This is a genomic window from Mesorhizobium sp. M1334, assembly GCF_040317995.1.
Lineage (GTDB): Bacteria > Pseudomonadota > Alphaproteobacteria > Rhizobiales > Rhizobiaceae > Mesorhizobium.
The window spans coordinates 60714-80660 of sequence record NZ_JAMYLM010000024.1 but is presented as its reverse complement, the minus strand read 5'-3'; the positions used below and the strand labels follow the sequence as shown (position 1 = coordinate 80660).

The 19947-nt window shown below is 62.8% G+C and carries 16 protein-coding genes and 1 pseudogene; 1 reads left to right on the top strand and 16 read right to left on the bottom strand.

Annotated elements, in window-relative coordinates:
* Positions 1 to 133: 133 nt before the first annotated feature.
* The 5 genes from NKH17_RS27910 to NKH17_RS27890 form a co-directional block, all read right to left on the bottom strand.
* The gene (locus NKH17_RS27910; protein ID WP_352480043.1) at positions 134 to 1246 is read right to left on the bottom strand and encodes an ABC transporter ATP-binding protein; all 1113 of its coding nucleotides are present in this window, start codon (positions 1244 to 1246) and stop codon (positions 134 to 136) included.
* Positions 1247 to 1271: 25 nt separating this feature from the next.
* Positions 1272 to 2936, bottom strand: coding sequence for a beta-galactosidase BglA (bglA, locus tag NKH17_RS27905; protein WP_352900358.1), 1665 nt, complete (start codon positions 2934 to 2936; stop codon positions 1272 to 1274).
* 4 nt (positions 2937 to 2940) lie between these two features.
* Entirely contained in the window at positions 2941 to 4095 is a 1155-nt protein-coding gene (locus NKH17_RS27900) for a carbohydrate ABC transporter permease (protein WP_352480045.1), read from the bottom strand.
* A gap of 1 nt (position 4096) precedes the next feature.
* A complete protein-coding gene (locus tag NKH17_RS27895) occupies positions 4097 to 5110 on the bottom strand; it encodes a carbohydrate ABC transporter permease (protein ID WP_352900355.1) in 1014 nt (337 codons plus the stop codon).
* Positions 5111 to 5335: 225 nt separating this feature from the next.
* Positions 5336 to 6691: an ABC transporter substrate-binding protein gene (locus tag NKH17_RS27890; protein ID WP_352900352.1), complete on the bottom strand. Its 1356-nt coding sequence runs from the start codon at positions 6689 to 6691 to the stop codon at positions 5336 to 5338.
* Between the two features lie 361 nt (positions 6692 to 7052).
* Here NKH17_RS27890 and NKH17_RS27885 point away from each other — a divergent pair, with 361 nt between their 5' ends.
* A complete protein-coding gene (locus tag NKH17_RS27885; protein WP_352480048.1) occupies positions 7053 to 8075 on the top strand; it encodes a substrate-binding domain-containing protein in 1023 nt (340 codons plus the stop codon).
* Positions 8076 to 8399: 324 nt separating this feature from the next.
* On the opposite strand, the gene NKH17_RS27880 is transcribed toward NKH17_RS27885, so the two are convergent.
* The 11 genes and pseudogenes from NKH17_RS27880 to NKH17_RS27830 all read right to left on the bottom strand — a co-directional run bounded on the left by NKH17_RS27880 (position 8400) and on the right by NKH17_RS27830 (position 19914).
* The gene (locus NKH17_RS27880) at positions 8400 to 9068 is read right to left on the bottom strand and encodes an anti-sigma factor (protein ID WP_352900349.1); all 669 of its coding nucleotides are present in this window, start codon (positions 9066 to 9068) and stop codon (positions 8400 to 8402) included.
* A pseudogene (locus NKH17_RS27875) lies at positions 9065 to 9627 on the bottom strand (sigma-70 family RNA polymerase sigma factor). Before NKH17_RS27875 ends, NKH17_RS27880 begins: the two are co-directional and overlap by 4 nt.
* 133 nt (positions 9628 to 9760) lie before the next feature.
* Positions 9761 to 10600: an alkaline phosphatase family protein gene (locus tag NKH17_RS27870; RefSeq protein ID WP_352900346.1), complete on the bottom strand. Its 840-nt coding sequence runs from the start codon at positions 10598 to 10600 to the stop codon at positions 9761 to 9763.
* A gap of 93 nt (positions 10601 to 10693) precedes the next feature.
* Positions 10694 to 12364 (bottom strand): ABC transporter ATP-binding protein, encoded by a 1671-nt coding sequence (locus NKH17_RS27865; RefSeq protein ID WP_352900344.1) that lies wholly within the window; start codon positions 12362 to 12364, stop codon positions 10694 to 10696.
* Positions 12364 to 13191 (bottom strand): ABC transporter permease, encoded by an 828-nt coding sequence (locus tag NKH17_RS27860; protein WP_254816006.1) that lies wholly within the window; start codon positions 13189 to 13191, stop codon positions 12364 to 12366. The genes NKH17_RS27865 and NKH17_RS27860 overlap by 1 nt, the downstream gene beginning before the upstream one ends.
* A gap of 11 nt (positions 13192 to 13202) precedes the next feature.
* The gene (locus NKH17_RS27855; protein ID WP_352505913.1) at positions 13203 to 14162 is read right to left on the bottom strand and encodes an ABC transporter permease; all 960 of its coding nucleotides are present in this window, start codon (positions 14160 to 14162) and stop codon (positions 13203 to 13205) included.
* A 16-nt stretch (positions 14163 to 14178) separates the two neighbouring features.
* On the bottom strand, positions 14179 to 15765 hold the full coding sequence (locus NKH17_RS27850; RefSeq protein ID WP_352900340.1) for an ABC transporter substrate-binding protein: 1587 nt from the start codon (positions 15763 to 15765) through the stop codon (positions 14179 to 14181).
* Positions 15766 to 15920: 155 nt separating this feature from the next.
* The gene (locus NKH17_RS27845) at positions 15921 to 17903 is read right to left on the bottom strand and encodes a CocE/NonD family hydrolase (RefSeq protein ID WP_352900337.1); all 1983 of its coding nucleotides are present in this window, start codon (positions 17901 to 17903) and stop codon (positions 15921 to 15923) included.
* Positions 17904 to 17972: 69 nt separating this feature from the next.
* Complete coding sequence (locus tag NKH17_RS27840; RefSeq protein WP_352900335.1) at positions 17973 to 18566, bottom strand: nucleoside deaminase; 594 nt, start codon at positions 18564 to 18566, stop codon at positions 17973 to 17975.
* Positions 18566 to 19069 (bottom strand): ureidoglycolate lyase, encoded by a 504-nt coding sequence (locus NKH17_RS27835; protein ID WP_352480060.1) that lies wholly within the window; start codon positions 19067 to 19069, stop codon positions 18566 to 18568. Before NKH17_RS27835 ends, NKH17_RS27840 begins: the two co-directional genes overlap by 1 nt.
* Positions 19066 to 19914 (bottom strand): bifunctional allantoicase/(S)-ureidoglycine aminohydrolase, encoded by an 849-nt coding sequence (locus NKH17_RS27830; protein WP_502895601.1) that lies wholly within the window; start codon positions 19912 to 19914, stop codon positions 19066 to 19068. Before NKH17_RS27830 ends, NKH17_RS27835 begins: the two co-directional genes overlap by 4 nt.
* Between the last annotated feature and the right edge of the window lie 33 nt (positions 19915 to 19947).

Genomic DNA, 19947 nt, shown 5'->3' with positions numbered 1-19947 from the left:
TGCCCACGCCCGCGCGACTGGGCGCCGACCCCACCCTATGCGGCAACAACAACCCGCCTATTTGCAATACCCCACACGCGCGGGGGGCAAGCCCCGCCGCTCTTGTCTTTTGCGTGGCGGAAAAACGCCTGCCTCAAGCCGCCTTTGCTTCTGCTTCATGGAGCGCGAAGGAGTGTCCGTCCGCGTCGAAAATATGCAGGTCGCCGGCATCCGCCGTCAGCCGCATCGACGCCCCGCGCTTGACCTCGACATTGCCCGGCAGCTTGGTCACCAGCGGCAGGTCGGCGCGGCCGATGTCGACATAGACGAGTTGGACCTCGCCGAGCTGCTCGACATAATCGACCGTCCCTTCGAACAAATAGTCGGCGCCGGCTGCGATCATCAGATCCTCCGGCCGCACCCCGAAGCTCACCGCAGCGCCTTTCGCCGAGGCAGGCGTTGCGATCGGCACCGTTGCCTTGCGGCCGCCGACATGGCTGACGACCGTCGGGTTGCCGGTCCTGTCGATCGTCGCCGGCAGGATGTTCATCGCCGGCGAGCCGATGAACTGGGCGACGAACAGATTGCCGGGCCGCTTGTAGAGCTCCATCGGCGTGCCGACCTGTTCGATATGGCCTTCCTTCAGCACCACGATGCGGTCGGCCAGCGTCATGGCCTCGACCTGGTCGTGGGTGACATAGATCATCGTTGTGGCCGGCATCGATTCCTTGAGCTTGGCGATCTCGATGCGAGTGGCGACGCGCAGCGCCGCATCGAGGTTGGATAGCGGCTCGTCGAACAAGAAGACCTTGGGATTGCGCACGATGGCGCGGCCGATGGCGACGCGCTGGCGCTGGCCGCCCGACATCGCCTTGGGCAGGCGGTCGAGATATTTGGTCAGCTGCAGGATCTCGGCCGCCTGGCGCACCCGCTTGTCGATCTCGGCCTTGCTTTCCTTGCCGATCTTCATCGAGAACGCCATGTTGTCGTAGACGGTCATGTGCGGATAGAGCGCATAGGACTGGAACACCATCGCGATGCCGCGCTTTGACGGAGGTACGTCGTTGACAATCTCGCCGTCGATCTTGAGCTCGCCTGAGGTGATCTCCTCCAGCCCGGCGATGCAGCGCAGCAAGGTCGACTTGCCGCAACCAGACGGACCGACGAAGACGATGAACTCGCCCGACTTTATGTCGAGGTCGACGCCGTGCAGAATGTTGAGATTGCCATATGATTTCCTCACTTGCCTTAGCGTGACATCGGCCATGGTACTCTCCAGTTCTTCCTTGAATTCAGTCGATACGCCCGAACCAGGCGCCATAGCCGCCGAGGCGGATAGTGCCGGCGCCAGTCTGTCCCGAAAACCCGTGTCCAGGCAAGGGCTGCAGCGAGCGGCCGCCAAGATCGACCTTGCCCGGCTTTGCGCCGAGATTGAAGGCGCAGACGATCTGCTCGTTGCCTTCGCGGCGCGTGAAGGCGACGGTGTCGCCCTCGCTTTCGATGAACTCGATATCGCCCTTGGCCAGTGCCGGATGAGCACCGCGGAAAGCCAGGAAGCGCCGGTAGTGCTCGAGCAGCGAGCCGTCGTCGCCCTGCTGCACATTGACCGCTTGCGCAAGGTGCTTGGCCGGCACCGGCAGCCAGGGCTTTGCCGTCGAGAAGCCGCCATTGCGGGCAGCGCCGTCCCAAACCATTGGCGTGCGGCAGCCATCGCGGCCCTTGAATTCCGGCCAGAAGCGGATGCCGTATGGGTCCTGCAGATCCTCGAAGCTGAGTTCGGCCTCGCTGAGCCCGAGCTCCTCGCCCTGATAGATGCAGACCGAGCCGCGCAACGACATCAGCAGCGCCGAGATGACCTTGAGGTACGCGGTCGGGTCCGGCTCGCCGGCTGCCCAGCGCGAGGCAGGGCGCATCACGTCATGGTTGGAGAAGGCCCAGCACGACCAGCCGTCGCTGGCCACCTTGCCGAAGGTTTCCAGCACCGAGCGCACCTTTGCCGCGCTGATCTTCTCCGGCGCCAGGAAGTCGAAGGAGTAACACATATGGACGCGCTTGCCGCCGGCCGTATAGGCCGCCACGACTTCCAGCCCACGCTGCGAATCGCCGACTTCGCCAACCGCGGCCGTCGCCGGATATTCATCGAGCAAGGCGCGGAAGCGTTCGAGGAAGCCGAGGTTTTCAGGCCGGCTCTTGTCGTAGAGATGGTCCTGGTAGTTGTAAGGGTTGACGGCTGGCGCCGTCTGGTCGTTGCGCTGCTCGGGCGGCAGCGGCGGATTGTCTTCCAGGCCTTGGCTGTGGAAGTAGAAATTGATGGTGTCGAGGCGGAAACCATCGACGCCGCGCTCCAGCCAGAAGCGGGTGACATCGAGCAGCGCGTCCTGGACCGCGCGGCTGTGGAAATTGAGGTCGGGCTGCTCGGCCAGGAAATTATGCAGGTAATATTGCTGGCGGCTGGTGTCCCACTGCCAGGCCGAGCCGCCGAAGATCGAGAGCCAGTTGTTGGGCGGCGTGCCGTCCGGCTTGGCGTCCGCCCAAACATACCAGTCGGCCTTTGGATTGCTGCGGCTGGAGCGGCTCTCCTTGAACCAGGGATGGACGTCGGCAGTATGCGAGAGCACCTCGTCGATCATCACCTTGAGGCCAAGCCGGTGCGCCTCGGCGGTCAGCGCGTCGAAGTCCGCCAGCGTGCCGAACATCGGATCGACATCGCAATAATCCGACACGTCGTAGCCAAAGTCCTTCATCGGCGATTTGAAGAACGGCGAGATCCAGATGGCGTCGACGCCGAGCGAGGCGATATAGGGCAGCCGGCCGATAATGCCCCTGAGGTCGCCGATGCCGTCGCCGTTCGAATCCTGGTAGCTGCGCGGGTAGATCTGGTAGATCACGGCACCTCGCCACCAGTCGCGATCGATAGCAAGATCGGGCTTCGGAGTGGCCTTCAAAGCGGATTGCATGATCTCAACCTCCTTTCACCGAGCCGGCAAGCAGCCCGCGGACGAAATAGCGCTGCAGCGAGAAGAACACGATCAGCGGCACGATGATGGTGACGAAGGCCGATGTCGTCAGGATCTCCCAGTCGCCGCCGCGCGAGCCGAGCAACGCATTGAGCTTGGCGGTCAGCACGATCTGGTCGCCCTCGGTACCAAGGAAAACCATCGCCACCAGCAGATCGTTCCACACCCAGAGAAACTGGAAGATGGCGAACGAGGCCAGCACCGGGAACGACAATGGCAGCACGATCTTGACGAAGATCTCGAAATCGCTGGCGCCGTCGATGCGCGCCGATTCCATGATCTCGCGTGGCAGGCCGGCGATATAGCTCCTCAACAGATAGATGGCGAAAGGCAGGCCGAAGCCGGTATGCGCCAGCCAGATGCCGAGATAGGTCTTCGACGGCACGCCGAAGAAGCTGCCGACGCCGTTATAGAGCTTCAGCAGCGGGATCAGCGACATCTGCAGCGGCACGACCAGGAGGCCGATGATGACGGCGATGAGCAGGGCCCGGCCAGGAAAGCGCATCCAGGCCAGCGCGTAAGCGGCGAACGCGGCGATCAGGATTGGAATGACAGTCGCCGGAATGGTGACGGTCAGCGAGTTCATGAAGGAGCGGCCGATGCCTTCCGAAAACAGCACCGTGTCGTAATTGTCGGTGGTGAATTTCGGCGGCGCCGAGGAGGCGTAATAGACGCGCTGGCCGCGTTCGCCTTCGAAAGCCTTCGGCGAGGTCATGACGAAACTGCCGTTGGCATTGAGCTGCAGGGTCACGCCGTCGCCGAGATCGGCTGTCGTGCCGGCGGGATATTGCGTCGGCGCTGCCGACTTGACGCCGAAGGCGCTGATATTGCGGGCCGGGCCGTCGCCGAAGATGTTGCCTTGCAGGACGAACTTGCCGTCCTTCTCGACCTGCGCCGAGGCGGGCGGCAGCCGTCCGGCTTCCGTCTGGCTGGAACTGGTGAACGAGTTCCACCAGCCCGAAGCGATGATCTGGTCCTTGTCGCGCAGCGACGAGACCAGAATGCCGAGCGTCGGGATCGTCCAGATCGCAACGAAGATGAAAACGGCGATATGCACGCCGAAACGGCTGACAAAGGACTTTCCGGTCGAGACAGTCATCTCAATGTCCTTCCGTCTCTTTGTTCGCCTGGCGGATGTTCCAGACCATGATCGGAATGACCGCTATCATGATGATGATGGCGATGGTGGCGCCGCGGCCGAAATCGCCGCCGCCGCGGAACATCCAGTCGAACATCAGATTGGCCAGCACCTGGCTGTTCCACTGGCCGTTGGTCATGGTCAGCACGATGTCGAAAACCTTCAGCACCAGGATGGTGATGGTGGTCCAGACGACGGCGATGGTGCCCCAGATCTGCGGCACCATGATCTTCCAGAAGATCTGGAAGGGGTTGGCGCCGTCGATGACGGCGGCTTCCAGCGTCTCTTCCGGAATGCCGCGCAAGGCCGACGACAGGATGACCATGGCAAAGCCGGTCTGGATCCAGATCAGGATGACCATCAGGAAGAAGTTGTTCCAGAACGGCAGCGATATCCAGACCTGCGGCTGGCGGCCGAAATACTGGATAATGGCGTTGAGCAGGCCGATCTGTGTCTGGCCGTCGCCGCGATACTCGTAGATGAATTTCCAGATGACGCTGGCGCCGACGAAGGAGATCGCCAGCGGCAGGAAGATCAGGCTCTTGGCGATGGTGCCCCACCAGATCTTGTCGGTGAGCACGGCGATGATCAGCCCGAGGAAGGTGCAGGCGGCCGGCACCACCGCCAGCCACATGATGTTGTTGAGGATCGAATTGCGGAACTCGCGGTCGCCGAACGCCCATTGATAGTTGGCCAAACCGACGAAATGGGTGCTGCCGCGATCGAGGAACGACAGCCTTAGCGTCTCCACCACCGGGTAGATCAGATAAATGGTGAGGATGATCATCGCCGGGCCGACGAACAGCCAGGGCCGGATCACCCCCTGCCGGCGCAGATTGTCGATCGCCGCCTTGCCGGAAACGCCGCGTGCCGGAAAGATCGTGTCGAGTGCCTTGTTGGCACCCCAGAAATAGGCGACGCAGCCGCCCACGCCGATTATGATGACGAATATCGCCGAAAAAATCTGAGCCGCCATGGGTCCCTCCCCCTGCGCACGGATCCGCCAGTCGAGAATGGCTTTGGCGACGGGATCATGCGCCGATTCAGTTGTCTGGAGCGCGACCAGCCGAAAAGCAGGTCACTGGGCGCGCGTCATGCCGGAATGCGTCGTGCTCACGACAATCGACGCGACGCCAGGCACCGAAGAAGGTCCGGGCCGTTTGAGGCCCGGACCGCATCACATGGGACTCGAGCCGGCCGCTTACTTGATCGCGTCCCAGCTTTTCTGGATGTCGGTGGCGACGTCCTGGGCGGACTTGCCACCGACCAGGTCGATCATGCCGGTCCAGAACGCGCCGGCGCCGATCTTGCCCGGCATCAGGTCGGACCCATCGAAGCGGAAGGTCGAGGCGTTGGCCAGGATCTCGCCCTGCTTCTTCAGCGCGTCGCTGGCATAGGCGTCCTTGTTGACCGACTTGAACGGCGTCACGAAGCCGCCCTGTGCCATCCAGATCTCATGAGCGAGCGGCAGCTTCAGGAATTCGATGAAGGCGCGGGCACTCTTGCTATCTTTGGTGATCATGGCCAGCGTGCCGGCGCCGAGCACCGGAGTGCCGAGCTCGGGCTTGGAGGCGTAGGGCGGGTAATAGAAGAAGTCGGCATCCTCGCCGATCTTGGTGCCTTGCGGGAAGAAGGTCGGGATGAACGATGCCTGGTGGTGCAGATAGCATTTCGGCGGCACCGAGAAGAGGCCCTTCGGGCTGTCGCGGAAATCGGTCGCCGCAACCGCTTTGGCGCCACCCTCGACCATCTTGTCGTCGGTCGCGATCTTGCCGAAAATGTCGATGGCGTTGACCACGGCCGGATCGTTGAACGGAATTTCGTTCTTCACCCATTTGTCGTAGGTCTCGGGCGTCTGGGTGCGCAGCATGATGTCTTCGACCCAGTCGGTCGCCGGCCAGCCGGTGGCGCCGCCCGAACCAAGCCCGATGCACCATGGCGTGCCGCCGTCGGCGATGATCTTCTTTTCGAGCTCGGCAAGCTCTTCCTGCGTCTTCGGCACCTTGTAGCCGGCTTCCTCGAAATTGTCCGGCGAGTACCAGACCAGCGATTTCACGTCGGCCTTATAAGGAAAGGCGAAGAAGCCGGGCTTGCCGTCCTTGTCCTTGAAGGTGCCGAGGTCGACCCAGGATTGGCCGGCGCCGTAATTGTCCTTGACCCAGTTGGCCGTGTCGTCGCCGAGCGGCGTCAACAGGCCCTTCGATGCCAGATCCTGGATCAGGCCCGGCTGCGGCAGCACGGCGATGTTGGGCGGGCTGCCAGCCTGCGTGTCGATGACGATCTGCTGCTCGTAATTCTCCGACGAGGAATACTTGATCTCGGCGCCGGTGGCTTCGGAGAAATAATCGAGAACGGTGCGGATGAGCCCTTCGTCCTCGCCGCGCCACGGCCCGAAGATCGTCAGTGTCTCGCCCTTGAGGTCGACCTTCTTGAGCTCTTCGTAGTTGGCCCAGTTGAAACGGGGATCTTCGCCCGGCTTGAACTTCAGTTCGGCTCGCGCGGGCATGGCCAGGGCGAACGTGGCAAACGCAGCGCCCAGCAGAAGCATTTTCTTCATCGGTATTCCCTCCCAGTGGTGACAAACACCGAACGAAACCTCCATTCCGTCCGCCGGCGCCGCAGGACTGTGACTCAGTCGGAAAGGAACTGCAACCTTTCGTGGAGTCTTCCAAAGCGCTTTGGTCATTTTGATCTCGCCACTGAATTGACCGCGAGTCAAGAGGAAGCCAGGCTAATCGATTTAATTTTTGCGGCGGGGTGCCGGCAAAAGTGCGCTGCAGCACAGTTTTCTGGCAGTGCAGCAGCAAATTCGGCTTCAAACCGGTCCGAACCGTGCGTATGGTCACTGCGCTCGGCAACGCGGTTCGTAGGGCCAGATCGTTTCAGATTAAAAGCGCTTTGAGGTTTGGAGGCCTCCGGTGAACCTCAAGCAGCTCTCCCACATGCTAGCGCTTTCGCAGACCACGGTGAGCCGCGCATTGAACGGCTACCCGGAAGTCAACGAGGAAACGCGCCGGCGGGTGGTCGATGCCGCCAAGCGTCATGGCTATCGCCCCAATCCAAGCGCCCGCCGGCTGGCGACCGGCAAGACCGGCATGATCGGCTATGTGCTGCCGACGGGAGCGACCGTCGATATCGACCCGCATTTCGTCGAGTTCCTGTCCGGCCTCGGCGACTATGCGCGTTCGCACGAGCTCGACCTGGTGCTGTCACCGGCCGATGCCGACGACCAGGAGACGACCTACCGCCGCATTGTTGCCAACCGGCAGGTCGACGCGGTCTATATCTCCTCGCCGAGGCCGGCCGACCGGCGGGTGGCGCTCGTCAACACGCTCGGCATTCCCTTCATCGTCCATGGCCGCAGCGAAGGCTTCGATTTCGACTACCCCTTCACCGACATCGACAATGAGGGCGCCTTCCACGAGGCGGCGCGGCTTCTCGTCCAGCTCGGTCATAGGCGTCTGGCGCTTATCAATGGCGACGATCGCGAAACCTTCGCCATACATCGCGAGCGCGGCGTGCGACGCGCGCTTGCGGCAAGCGGCCTGGTGCTTCGTGATCAACATGTCTGTTCCCTGACAATGACCGAGGAGAACGGCTATCGCGCCGCCAGGCGTCTGCTGGAACAAAGCGACGCGCCGACGGCGATCGCCTGCTCCAGCCTGATTATGGCGCTCGGCGTGGTGCGCGCGGTGCGCGATCTCGGCCTGACCATTCCGGGCGACCTGTCGCTGATCGCCCATGACGACGTCTTTCCCTGGCTGAAGCCGGAAAATTTTTCGGTGCCGCTGTCGACGACACGTTCGTCGATCCGCCTGGCGGGCGCACGCATCGCCGAACGGCTCGCGGCGCGGATTTCCGGCCTGGAGGAGGGCGCTCGCGGCGAGGTTTGGCCGGTCGACCTGGTGGTCAGGGGATCGGTAGCCGGCGCCCCGGCCTAGGGATCAAAACTTAATTACCCTGAGCGACCGAGTTCGAACCCATATCGGTCATTTGAGGTAACCGGCCGATTGAGTTTTGCCCCCAATATCTGATGCCCAACATTATGCAGCGGCTCCGGGAGAACGGCATGACGCCGACCGGGCGGCCATCCGGAATGCCGAAGCGCACCAGCGTGTTGCCGAGCAGCCGCCTTGGCGCAGTCGGCGGCAGCACTTCCCCGGTTCAGGCAGTCGATCTCCGCCTGGGTGAGGTTAGGATCGTTGGTTTGTGCGACGGCAGACGTGGCGAAGATTGTCATCGCCGCCGTCAATCGAGTGACCGCCTTAGCCGCCATCAGCCGGTTTCCTTCCCTCCAGGGCAGCTTCGGTGAAAGGCTGGGCGGCAATAAGGCCAAGCAGTTTCTGATAGTCGGCGGCGGTCTTGGCCGGAACGCCGAGCCGGAAAACGCCGTCGGCGGTAGGCCCGCCGGCGATCGTCAACTGGTTCTGGTCGAGAAAAGCGACGATGTCGGACAGCTTCGCATCCGGTTTGAACTTCACAAGGGCAAACGGCATTTTGGCCAGATCGTCGTCCGATCCGGCAATCTCGAAATCGCCATCTCTGTTGCCGGTCTGCACAAAGGATTGCGCGACGACCAGGGCCAGCAGCACCGCGGCCGCGGCCCAGGCAATGCCGGCGGGCGCTGCCATGAAGCGGCTCCAGGCCTGCGCCAGCCAGGACGATGCCGCCGGCCCGCGGGCGGGGCCGGCCTCGGCATCGAGCGCCTTGGCAAAGCGGCTGAGCGCATCGGCAGGCGGGCGGATTGCCTCGTTTGCGGCAGCGGTGCCGGAGAATTCGGCCTCGGCCTCGCCTAGTGCGGCCATCGCCGCCGGATCGCTTGCCAGCCATTCCTCGATGGCTTCGAGCTCGGTGCCCTCCAGCGAGCCGTTCAGATAAAACGGCAGCAGCATTTCCATTTCGTCGCGGCGCGACATCTTTTCAGCGGCGCTCATGGCCACCCCCTGTCGTAACCGGCGGCCTTGAGGGCTTCGCCGAGTTCTTGCGGGCGTAGAACATCCTGGTCTTGACCATGGCGACCGGGATGCCGAGTACCTCGCCGATCTCGCTCACCGATTGCCCGTGATAATAGGCAAGGTCGATCACCGTACGGTGCTCTTCCGGCATGGCATCGATGAAGCGTCGCAAGGCAGCGGCCTTGTCTTCTTTCCTCGTCACGACTTCCGGCGTGTCGGCGCCGTCGGCGAGCTGGGCCGCGTCGTCGTCGTCGATCCAGTCTTCCTTCTTCTTGCGCAGCAGGGACAGCGCCTTGAAGCGGGCAATGCCGAGCAGCCATGTCGAGACCTCCGAGCGCCCCTCGAAGGCCGGAGCCTGCCGCCAGAGTTCGAGGAACACCTCGTTCGCAATATCGTCGGCCATCAGTTCCGATCCCGTCTGGCGTGCGGCGAAGCGGTAGACCCGCGCGTGGTGGCGCATGAACAGGAGCCGCACGGCGGCACGGTCGCCCTTCGCGACGCGCTCGACGAGCGCGCGATCGGTCTCAGCGGCAGTCATCGCCGGTCGAGCCGCCTGGCTCCTGCCTGCTCTGTCGCTGATCGGCCCAAAAAGGTTCACCGCATCCGCCCGTATATTTGCGGAGGCTAACTGAAGAGCGGGAGCGTTGCCAGAGGGGGAAGAGGGCGCGCGCTCAACTCAGGAACGGCTTTGCCTTCATGGTGACCGGCACCGGCACGCCGAGGCGCGCAAGCACTGTCGGCGCGAGCTGCAGCTGATCGAGCAGCGTATTGGCCTCCGGGCCCTCGCCGGATCCGAAGTAATAAAGTGCGAAATCCTGCATCTCTTCGTCGTGGCCGCCGTGATGGCCGCGATCGGTCTGGCCATGATCGGCGGTGACGATCACCTCGTAGCCGGCCTCCCGCCAGCGCGGCAGGAAGCCGGCGAGCATGGCGTCTATTGCATAGACGGCATGATCCATCTCGCGGCAGTCATGGCCGAACCGGTGGCCCATCGAGTCCAGCGTGCAGCTGTGCAGGATGCCGTAGTCGATGCTGTAGCGCCTGGTCAGCATTGTCAACGTCGCGAACAGGTCGACGTCGCTCGGCGTCGTCTGGTTGCTAGCGTTGTAGCCGGTCATGGTGTGGAACCGGCCATGGCTGATCGGCCTGCCCGGCTGGTCGAACTCTATGTCCTCGACCAGGTCGAACGGATAGGCCCGGAAGAATTCGGACCAGTAGGAATGGGTGACCGCACCCGTCTTGCCGCCGGCCCTGCTGACTTCGGAAAAGATGTCCGGCTGTTCGACGCGAAACCGGTTCTCGTTGGACAGGATGCCGTGCACTTGCGGCGGCACGCCGGTGTGGATCGAGGCATAGCAGGATGCCGAGGTCGACGGCAGCACGGAGCGCATCTTCCACACGCGCGCGTCGCCGGATTGCACCCAGCCTTCGAGGTTGCCCATCAGCCGTCGCCAGTTCCGGTAAGGCACGCCGTCTAGGATGATGAGCAGAAGTTTTGTGTTGAGCGCCAAGGGCGCCTCCATGCGGCTTGATCGGAAAAGTCAGGGCGGGCCTGCCGTTCAATCCACGCCCGGACGGGATCGTCGGGCGCAAGGGGCAGCCCGCTAGTTCCCCGCGCTGGCCATGCGCCGTCCCTTGATCGCTTTCTCTAACCAGCCGATCTCCATTTCGGGCACCGACGACAGCAAAAGGTCTGTGTAGGCGTCGAACGGCGGCGTCAGAACCTTGCTCTTGGGGCCGTAGCGCACCACCTCGCCGCGATACATCACCGCGATCGAATCGGCGATCGACTTCACTGTTGCGAGATCATGAGTGATGAACAGATAAGCGACGTTTTCCTCTTTCTGCAGCTCGAGCAGCAGCTCCAGTATGCCGTGGGCCACCAACGGGTCGAGCGCCGATGTCACCTCGTCGCATATGATCAGCTTCGGCTTGGCGGCGAGCGAACGGGCGATGCAGACGCGCTGCTTCTGGCCGCCCGAAAGCTCGGCCGGATAGCGGTCGATATAGCCTTTACCCATTTCGATCTTGTCGAGCAGTTCGGCGACGCGTTTGTCGCGCTCGCGCCCGCGCATCCCAAAATAGAATTCCAGCGGCCGGCCGATGATGGTGCCGACCGTCTGGCGCGGATTCATCGCTACATCGGCCATCTGGTAGATCATCTGCAGCTGGCGCAGATCCTCCTTCGGCCGGTCGGCAAGCCGGTTGGCGAGCGGCCGTCCGTCGAAGGTGACGGTGCCTTGTTCGGGCGGCAACAGGCCGGTGACGGCGCGCGCCAGCGTCGATTTGCCGGAGCCGGACTCGCCGACCACCGCCAGCGTCTGGCCCGGGAAAATGTCGACCGAGACGTTCTTCAGCACCTTGATGTGGCTGCGGCCATAGGCGGCGGTGATGTTCTTGACCGACAGGAACGGGCTCGGGCCGGGCTTCTGCTCCTGATGTTCGATCTCATGCACCGAAACCAGCGCGTTGGTGTATTCCTGGCGCGGCTCCTTGATGATCTGGCGCGTGCCGCCCCATTCGACCAGCCGGCCGTGGCGCAGCACCATGATCTCGTCCGAGACCTGGGCGACGACGGCAAGGTCATGGGTGATGTAGAGTGCCGCCACATGCGTGTCGCGGATGGCATCCTTGATCGCCGCTAACACGTCGATCTGCGTCGTCACGTCGAGCGCCGTGGTCGGCTCGTCGAAGACGATCAGGTCGGGTTCCGAGCACAGCGCCATTGCCGTCATCACACGCTGCAGCTGACCGCCCGACACCTGGTGGGGGAAGCGCTCGCCGATGCTTTCGGGGTTCGGCAGGCTGAGCTTCTTGAACAGCGCCACGGCGCGCTTTTCGGCTTCGGCCCGCGTCGCCGTACCGTGCAGGAGTGCTGCCTCGACCACCTGGTCCATCAGCCTGTGCGCCGGATTGAAGGCCGCTGCCGCCGATTGCGCGACATAGCAGACCTCGCGGCCGCGCAATTTGCGGAACCCTTCGTTGCCGCCCTTCAGGATGTCGCGACCATTGAGAATGACCTCGCCGCCGGTGATGCGCACGCCGCCGCGGCCGTAACCCATCGACGACAGGCCGATGGTCGATTTGCCGGCGCCGGACTCGCCGATCAATCCGAGCACCTTGCCCTTTTCGAGCGTCAGCGAGACATCGTGCACCAGCACGATGTTCTTCGGCGCCTCGCCCGGCGGATATACCGTGGCCTCGATGCGCAGATTGCGGATGTCGAGCAGCACGCCGGACTTCGGTTGCCCGGGCTTCGGTTGCTTGTCAGCCATTAACCGCGTCCTCCCTTCAGGCTTGTCGTGCGGTTGAGCACCCAGTCGGCGACGAGATTGACGGAAATTGCCAGCGCTGCGATCGCCGCCGCCGGAATGAGGGCGGCGCCTATGCCGAAGACGATGCCATCCTTGTTTTCCTTGACCATGCCGCCCCAATCGGCGTCCGGCGGCTGCACGCCAAGACCGAGGAAGGACAGCGTCGACAGGAACAGCACGGCATAGATGAAGCGCAGGCCGAGTTCCGAAACCAGCGGCGACAGCGCATTGGGCAGGATTTCGCGGAAGATGATCCAGCCGCTGCCTTCGCCGCGCAATTTGGCCGCCTCGACGTAATCCATGACGTTGATGTCAACGGCGACCGCCCTCGACAGGCGGTAGACGCGGGTCGAGTCGAGAACGCCCATGACCAGGATCAGCGTCACCAGATTGGATGGCAGCACCGACAGCACCACAAGCGCCATGATCAGTGTCGGGATCGACATCAGGAGATCGACTAGACGCGACAGAAGCGTGTCGAACCAGCCGCCGAAAACCGCCGCCGAGAAGCCGAGGATGGCGCCGAGCGAGAACGACAGCGCGGTCGCCAGCACCGCGATGAAAAGGGTGATGCGGGCGCCATAGATCATGCGCGACAACAGATCGCGACCGAGATTGTCGGTGCCCAGCCAATGCGCCGCCGACATTGGCTCCCAAGGGACGTCGCTGACGATCTCGGCATTGCCGTGCGGCGCGATCCACGGCGCAAAGATCGCCGCCAGCACGAACAGCGCCGTCAACACCAGTCCGACCAGCGCCGGGATGGGGATGCGTTTGATGACGAGCATACCCGACCCCTTCATTTCGGATGTCTGAGGCGCGGATTGGCGACGATTGCCGCAATGTCCGCGATGATGTTCAGGCTGATATAAACGGCGGCGAAGATCAGCCCGACCGCCTGCACCACCGGCACGTCACGCTTGGTGACGTGGTCGACCAAGTATTGCCCCATGCCCGGATAGACGAAGATCACTTCGACGACGACGACGCCGACGATCAGATAGGCGAGATTGAGCATGACGACGTTGATGATCGGCGCAATCGCATTGGGGAAGGCATGCCTGCGGATAACCGCGAACGCCGAAAGCCCCTTGAGCTCCGCGGTCTCGACATAGGCCGACTGCATGACGTTGAGGATCGCGGCGCGCGTCATGCGCATCATATGGGCGAGCACCACCAGGGTCAGCGCCGCCGCCGGCAGTGCTATAGCCTGGATGCGTTCGCCGAACGGCATCCCCTCATAGACGGTGGAAATGGCGGGAAACCATTGATGTTGCACCGCGAAGAAAAAGACGAGCACATAGCCGACGAAGAATTCCGGGAAGGACGTCGAGGCCAGCGCCAGTCCCGAGATCAGCTTGTCGACCCAGCCATTGCGGTAGCGCACCGCGATCAGCCCGAGGATGATCGCCAGCGGCACCGCGACGATCGCCGCCCAGAAGGCGAGGAACAGCGTGTTCCACAGCCTTCCCTTGATCGAGGTTGCGATATCCTGACCGCTCGACATAGCCGTGCCGAGATCACCGGTCAGGATGCCGCCGAGCCAGCGAAAATAACGGATGTAGGCGGGATCATTGAGGCCGAGCTGCTCGCGCAGATTGGCGAGCGACTCCGGTGTCGCCGACTGCCCGAGAATGGCTTGCGCGACGTCGCCGGGCAGGATCTGGGTGCCGGCGAAGATCAGGACCGAAACGGCCAATAGAAGGATGATGCCCAGCGCAATGCGCTGGGCCACCAGTTTCACGATGGGTGAGGACATATCCGCAAGGCCGGGCTCAGGCTTCGAGCCAGCACTTCGCCAGAGCATATCCGTTCATCAACTCCTGATGCGGATCATCCACCCAGCCGGCAACCTTGGCGCCCGTCGCGTCGATGAACTGATTGAACATCGGCAGGATCAGGCCGCCCTCGTCGCGCACCATCACAGCCATGTCGTGGTACATTGCCTTGCGCTTGGCCTCGTCGAGCTCGGCGCGGGCCGCCAGCACCATCTTGTCGAAATCCGGACGCTTGAAACGTGTGTCGTTCCAGTCGGCCGTCGACAGATAGGCGGTAGAGTACATCTGGTCCTGCGTCGACCGGCCGCCCCAGTAGGAGGCGCAGAACGGCTGCTTGTTCCAGACTTCCGACCAGTAGCCGTCGCCCGGTTCGCGCTTGATCTCCAGCTTGATGCCGGCCTTGGCCGCGCTTTGCTGGAACAGCTGTGCGGCGTCGACGGCACCGGGGAAGGCGACGTCCGACGTCCGGAGCAGGACGGCACCGTCATGACCCGATTTCTTGTAGTGGAACTTGGCCTTGTCGGGATCGTATTTGCGCTGCTCGATCTCGGTGAATAGCGGGTACGATGCATTGATCGGGAAGTCGTTGCCGAGCGAGCCATAGCCACGCAGCACCTTGTTCAGCATTTCCTCGCGGTCGATCGCCAGCTTCAACGCCATGCGCAAATCGTTGTTGTCGAACGGCGCGGTGTCGCAGTGCATGATGAAAACGTAGTGGCCGGGTCCCGAATGGTTGCGGATGGTGACGCCGGGCACGCGCTTGATCAGATCGACGATCTTCGGCTCGACGCGGTTGATCATGTGGACCTGGCCGCCCTGCAGCGCCGCCGTACGTGCCGTGGCGTCGTTGATGACGATGATCTCGATCTGGTCGGCATGGCCCATCTTGTCGCCCTGCCAGTAATTGGCGAAGCGCTCGCCGCCATGGCGCACGCCGGGCTCGTTGGTGGTGACCTTGTAAGGACCCGCCGAGATACCGGCATCGGCCTTGTCCTTGCCGCCATTCGGCTGGATGATCAGGTGATAGTCGCTAAGCAGATAGGGAAGATCGGCATTCGGCTCCTTCAGCGTCAGCACCACTTCCTTGCCGCTGGCCTTTATGCTCTCGATGCCTTTCATATAACCGAGCGCGCCGGACTTCGACTTCTCGTCCGAATGGCGTTCGAGGGTGGCGGCCACGTCCTCTGCGGTCACCTTCTTGCCGTTGTGGAACTCGACGCCATTGCGGATCTTCAGCGTCCAGGTCTTGGCGTCGTCCGACGAGCCGATCTCCTCGGCAATGCGGTTCTCGAGCTTGCCTTCAGGAGACAGTTCGACGATCAGTTCGCCCCACATCTTGCCGAAGGCGAACGGCACCTGCGTCATGAACAGCGCCGGATCGAGACTGTTGGTGGACTCGCCACCGACCAGGCCGGCCTTGAGCGTGCCGCCCTTGACCGGACCCGCCGCGCGGGAGGCGCTGGATAGCAGCGAATTGGCGAAGGTTGCGGTGACGCCGAGCGCTGCTGCCCGGCCGAGAAAATCGCGACGGCTCAGCTTGCCGGACACAACGCGCCGGCTCAGATATTCCAGTTCGTTCGACATGTTAAGTTCCTCACTCTGTTGGTCCGACCTTATGGTCGTTTTTTCTCATTTCGATCGGGAGAATAATGACCGTAAGGGAAAGCGGTAAGCAAGACCGAATGCGACATGCCGTGGCGTAAATCGTGCGTCGCAATTGGACCAATCGCTATAAGCGCTCAAAGCAGTACGCGCGGGATTTTCTCCTTGAAGTTGCGCTCGAAGACCAGTTTCTCGCCTTCATAGGCTTCAATTCTGGCGCTAACCATGAAGCTTTGCGCGTCGGAGCGCATTTCCGCGAACGTTTCGGTGCGCACCGACCATTCATTTCGCGACAGCGTCTGAGTCCAATGCGTCTTGCCCGACGCTGACAACGGATTGTCGGGCTGGATCGCCCATGTCTCTCTGGCGATGCTCCCGTGGGTGAGGCCATGCTCCAGGTCGCGCACTTCGCCGAAATCGTCGACGATGGAAAGCGTGATCAGTCCGGTCTTTTCGTCGCTATCGACATGACGTTCGGAATTGGCGGGCCGAAGTGTCTCTGTTGCCCAGGGCGTCGCGCCTTCGGAGGCGGGGAAGGTGACCTCATCGCCTGTCGCCGGCGGGCGCAGCGGCAGCATCAATGTCGCGGCCGACAATTCCAGCCGGACCGGCTCCGGCGACGGCCAGATCATCGGCCAATAGCTGTTGGAGATGGCAACGCGCAAGCGGTGGCCGGCCGGCGCGCGATAGGCGCATTGGTCGAGCACCACCCGGGCGCTGACGGTTTCGCCGGGCACCAGCGCTTCGGGAAATTCGTGGGAGTTGCGATGCGTCAGGTTGAGCACGCCGTACGAGATCAGCTCCGATGCCCCGTCCGGATGGACGTCGCACAGCCGTACCGCGATGTTCGCCTGGCACCGGTCCGCCGAGACCCTGACCACAACTTCGGGAGCACCGACAATGTCGACCGTTTCGGTCAGCACCGGCTGGTCGAAGCACACCGAACGCGCATCGTCGGGGCGCTGGTCACCCGGCAGTTCCGGACCGAAGGTGAAGGGGAAATATTCGCCACCGGCAAGGCCACAGTTTTGCGGCGAAGCGACGATAGCGTGCTTGCCTTCAGCGATAAGCTCAACCTCTTGCGTCTTGATGTTGGGTGACGGCCATTCCGATTCAGCGATCCAGCGGCCCGGCCGCGCGGGATGCCAGCGCGCCGGACGCACGCTGTCCATGAGATAGGCGCGGTAGGCGGGGTCGGCCTCGACGCCGGTGTCGATGTCCTTGAGCCAGCGGTCCCACCAGCGCAAGGCCTCCTGCAGGAAGCCGATGCGGGGTTCGGGCGCGGCGTAATGCGGGTATTTGTGGATCCACGGGCCGACGATGCCCTTGACCGGCGCCTCGATATTGGCGGCGAGGTGGGAAATCGTATTGCGATAGCCGTCATGCCAGCCGCCGATCGACAGCACCGCGGCATGGATGGCGGAATAGTCCTCGCAGATCGAGCCGCGCTTCCAATAGGCATCGCGATGCTGGTGCTTCAGCCACAGCGGTGCCAGAAAGGGCTGGTTCTCCAGCCTGGTCAGCCACAGGTCGCGCCATCTGTTGTCGCCGGCCAGCAACGGATCCGGCGGCCTTGACGAATAGGACAGCATGGTCGAGGCCCAGCCGAAATTCTCGATCAGCAGGCAGCCGCCCTTGTAGTGGATGTCGTCGGCATAGCGGTCGACCGTCGAACAGAGACTGATGACCGCCTTCAGCGCCGGCGGCTGCTTAGACGCTACCTGCAGGCAGTTGAAGCCGCCCCACGAAATGCCCATCATGCCGACATTGCCGTTGCACCAGGGCTGGTCCGCCGCCCAGGCGATGACGTCGCAAGCGTCCTGCAATTCCTGCTCGGAATATTCGTCGTCCATCAGCCCTTCGGAATCGCCATTGCCGCGCATGTCGACGCGGATCGAGGCGTAGCCGTGGCCGGCAAAATAGGGATGCGTCAGCTGATCACGATAGATCGTGCCGTCGCGCTTGCGATAGGGCAGGTGTTCGAGGATTGCCGGCACCGGATCGTCGGCAGCATCGGCCGGCATCCACACCCGCGCCGCCAGCCGGCAGCCGTCCGGCATGATGATCCCCATGTCGGGAAATTCAACGACCTTGCGCGGGAATTCAGTGACGGTTTTCATGCGGCCACATGATGGAGCCGCTGCCGATGCGTCGTGGGCCAGCCAACGAATTCGGCTGGTCAATCCGCGTCAATTCAGCGGAATGTCGTTTTCGTCCTTGCCGGCCTGATAGGCGGCGGACAATTCATCATAGCGCGCTGATATTGTGCCGATCCGCGCTTCCAGCCGCTCGCGTTCGGTCTCAGGCAGCGATCGCACCAATTTGCGGATCGAAAAGCTCCTCCAGTAGGCATTCTCGGCATTGTAGCCGCCGGGATCGAGGGTGAAGACCTCCTTCAGGATCTTCAGATCGTGCGGGATATCGAAGCTGTCGCGCGAATCCTCATGGCTGAAAAGATAGTAGAAATTGTCGAAGCCGGTCCAGGTGATCGCCGACAGGCAGAGTGAGCAGGGTTCGTGCGTGGCAAGAAAGATCGCGTCCTTGGTATCGACGCGTTCGGCCTTAGGCATTTCGTAGAAGCGCTTCAGGCAGTGCATCTCGCCGTGCCAGAGCGGATTTTCGATCTCGTTGTTGGTTTCGGCAAGCACCAGCGAACGGTCGTCCTTGCGCAGGATCGCCGCGCCGAACAGTTTGTTGCCGTGCGCGACGCCTTCGACGGTCTTCGGCACGATGTCGTGCTCCATGACATCGAGCAGGCGATCGATCAGCGAAATGTCGGTCATCACCGGCTCCCGTCGGGAAGATGGATTTCGTAAGGGTGTGAGAAATGACACTCTTCGACGTTGGAGCCGTCGCCGCCGCGGTCGACGACGACAAAATCCTGGACATCGCCGATCGGCGTCAGCACGCCGTGCCACAGATTGCGCGGGTAGTTGACGCCTTGCCCGGGCGCGGTGATGAAGGCGTGCGGCTCGCCAGGTCCTTCCTCGCCATCATGGCAGACGACGACCAGGAACGGCCGTGGTGACAGCGGGATGAAGGCCTGGCTGCCGAACGGATGACGCTCCACCATGGTCAGCTTCAAGGGCAGCTCATAGGGGGTGCCACGCACCATGGAGATCAGCACGCGCGCATTCGGTCCTCGTGCTTCCGCGGTGGCGAGGTCGTGGTAGCGCTCGGCCTTGCCGCCATTGATCGGATAATGGTTGTCGCCGCCCATGTCGATGACGTCGCCGAATTCGGCGAAATTCTCGCGGGTCAGCGGCCGCGCGACGATCCGCGTCATGGTGAAGGTCTCGCGACGCCGGCGCTGCCAAGCTTGGCGTGGCGGTTGACGTCCTTATAGAGGAGGTAGCGGAATTTGCCCGGCCCGCCGGCATAACAAGCCTGCGGGCAGAAGGCGCGCAGCCACATATAGTCGCCGGCTTCGACTTCGACCCAGTCCTGGTTGAGACGGTAGACCGCCTTGCCTTCCAGCACGTAGAGCCCGTGCTCCATCACATGAGTCTCGGCGAACGGGATGACCGCACCAGGCTCGAGCGTGACGATGGTGACATGCATGTCGTGGCGCATGTCGGCCGGATCAACGAAGCGCGTCGTCGCCCATCGGCCTTCGGTACCCGGCATCGGCGTCGGCGCGATGTCCTGTTCGTTGGCGAAGAACGCTTGCGGCTGGTCGATGCCGTCGACTGCGTCGTAAGTCTTGCGGATCCAGTGGAAGCGGACGGCGGCACCGCTTTCATTGCGCACCGTCCACCCGCTCGCCGGCGGCAGGAAGGCAAAGCCGCCCGGCCTTAAGCTATGTTTCTTGCCGGCAAGCGAAACGCATAGCTCGCCTTCGACCACGAACAGCGCACCTTCGGCGGCGGCGTCAAGCTCAGGGCGGTCGCTACCGCCGCCGGGCGCGAGCTCGACGATGTATTGCGAAAACGTCTCGGCAAAACCCGACAGCGGCCGCGACAGCACCCAGACCCGTGTCCCATCCCAGAACGGCAAAGCGCTGGTGACGATGTCCTGCATCACGCCCTTGGGGATCACGGCATAGGCCTGTGTGAACACAGCGCGGCCGGTCAGCAATTCACTCTGGCCGGGATGTCCGCCTTGCGGCGCATAATAGGTTCGTTCGGCCATTTTCATCATATCCATAAATTCAAGCCTGTTGCG

Bases quoted from the DNA above. Each gene is read 5' to 3' on its own strand.
- NKH17_RS27910 (WP_352480043.1), bottom strand. From the start codon at position 1,246: ATGGCCGATGTCACGCTAAGGCAAGTGAGGAAATCATATGGCAATCTC.
- bglA (WP_352900358.1), bottom strand. From the start codon at position 2,936: ATGCAATCCGCTTTGAAGGCCACTCCGAAGCCCGATCTTGCTATCGAT.
- NKH17_RS27900 (WP_352480045.1), bottom strand. From the start codon at position 4,095: ATGACTGTCTCGACCGGAAAGTCCTTTGTCAGCCGTTTCGGCGTGCAT.
- NKH17_RS27895 (WP_352900355.1), bottom strand. From the start codon at position 5,110: ATGGCGGCTCAGATTTTTTCGGCGATATTCGTCATCATAATCGGCGTG.
- NKH17_RS27890 (WP_352900352.1), bottom strand. From the start codon at position 6,691: ATGAAGAAAATGCTTCTGCTGGGCGCTGCGTTTGCCACGTTCGCCCTG.
- NKH17_RS27880 (WP_352900349.1), bottom strand. From the start codon at position 9,068: ATGAGCGCCGCTGAAAAGATGTCGCGCCGCGACGAAATGGAAATGCTG.
- NKH17_RS27865 (WP_352900344.1), bottom strand. From the start codon at position 12,364: ATGGCTGACAAGCAACCGAAGCCCGGGCAACCGAAGTCCGGCGTGCTG.
- NKH17_RS27860 (WP_254816006.1), bottom strand. From the start codon at position 13,191: ATGCTCGTCATCAAACGCATCCCCATCCCGGCGCTGGTCGGACTGGTG.
- NKH17_RS27855 (WP_352505913.1), bottom strand. From the start codon at position 14,162: ATGTCCTCACCCATCGTGAAACTGGTGGCCCAGCGCATTGCGCTGGGC.
- NKH17_RS27850 (WP_352900340.1), bottom strand. From the start codon at position 15,765: ATGTCGAACGAACTGGAATATCTGAGCCGGCGCGTTGTGTCCGGCAAG.
- NKH17_RS27845 (WP_352900337.1), bottom strand. From the start codon at position 17,903: ATGAAAACCGTCACTGAATTCCCGCGCAAGGTCGTTGAATTTCCCGAC.
- NKH17_RS27840 (WP_352900335.1), bottom strand. From the start codon at position 18,566: ATGACCGACATTTCGCTGATCGATCGCCTGCTCGATGTCATGGAGCAC.
- NKH17_RS27835 (WP_352480060.1), bottom strand. From the start codon at position 19,069: ATGACGCGGATCGTCGCGCGGCCGCTGACCCGCGAGAATTTCGCCGAA.
- NKH17_RS27830 (WP_502895601.1), bottom strand. From the start codon at position 19,914: ATGGCCGAACGAACCTATTATGCGCCGCAAGGCGGACATCCCGGCCAG.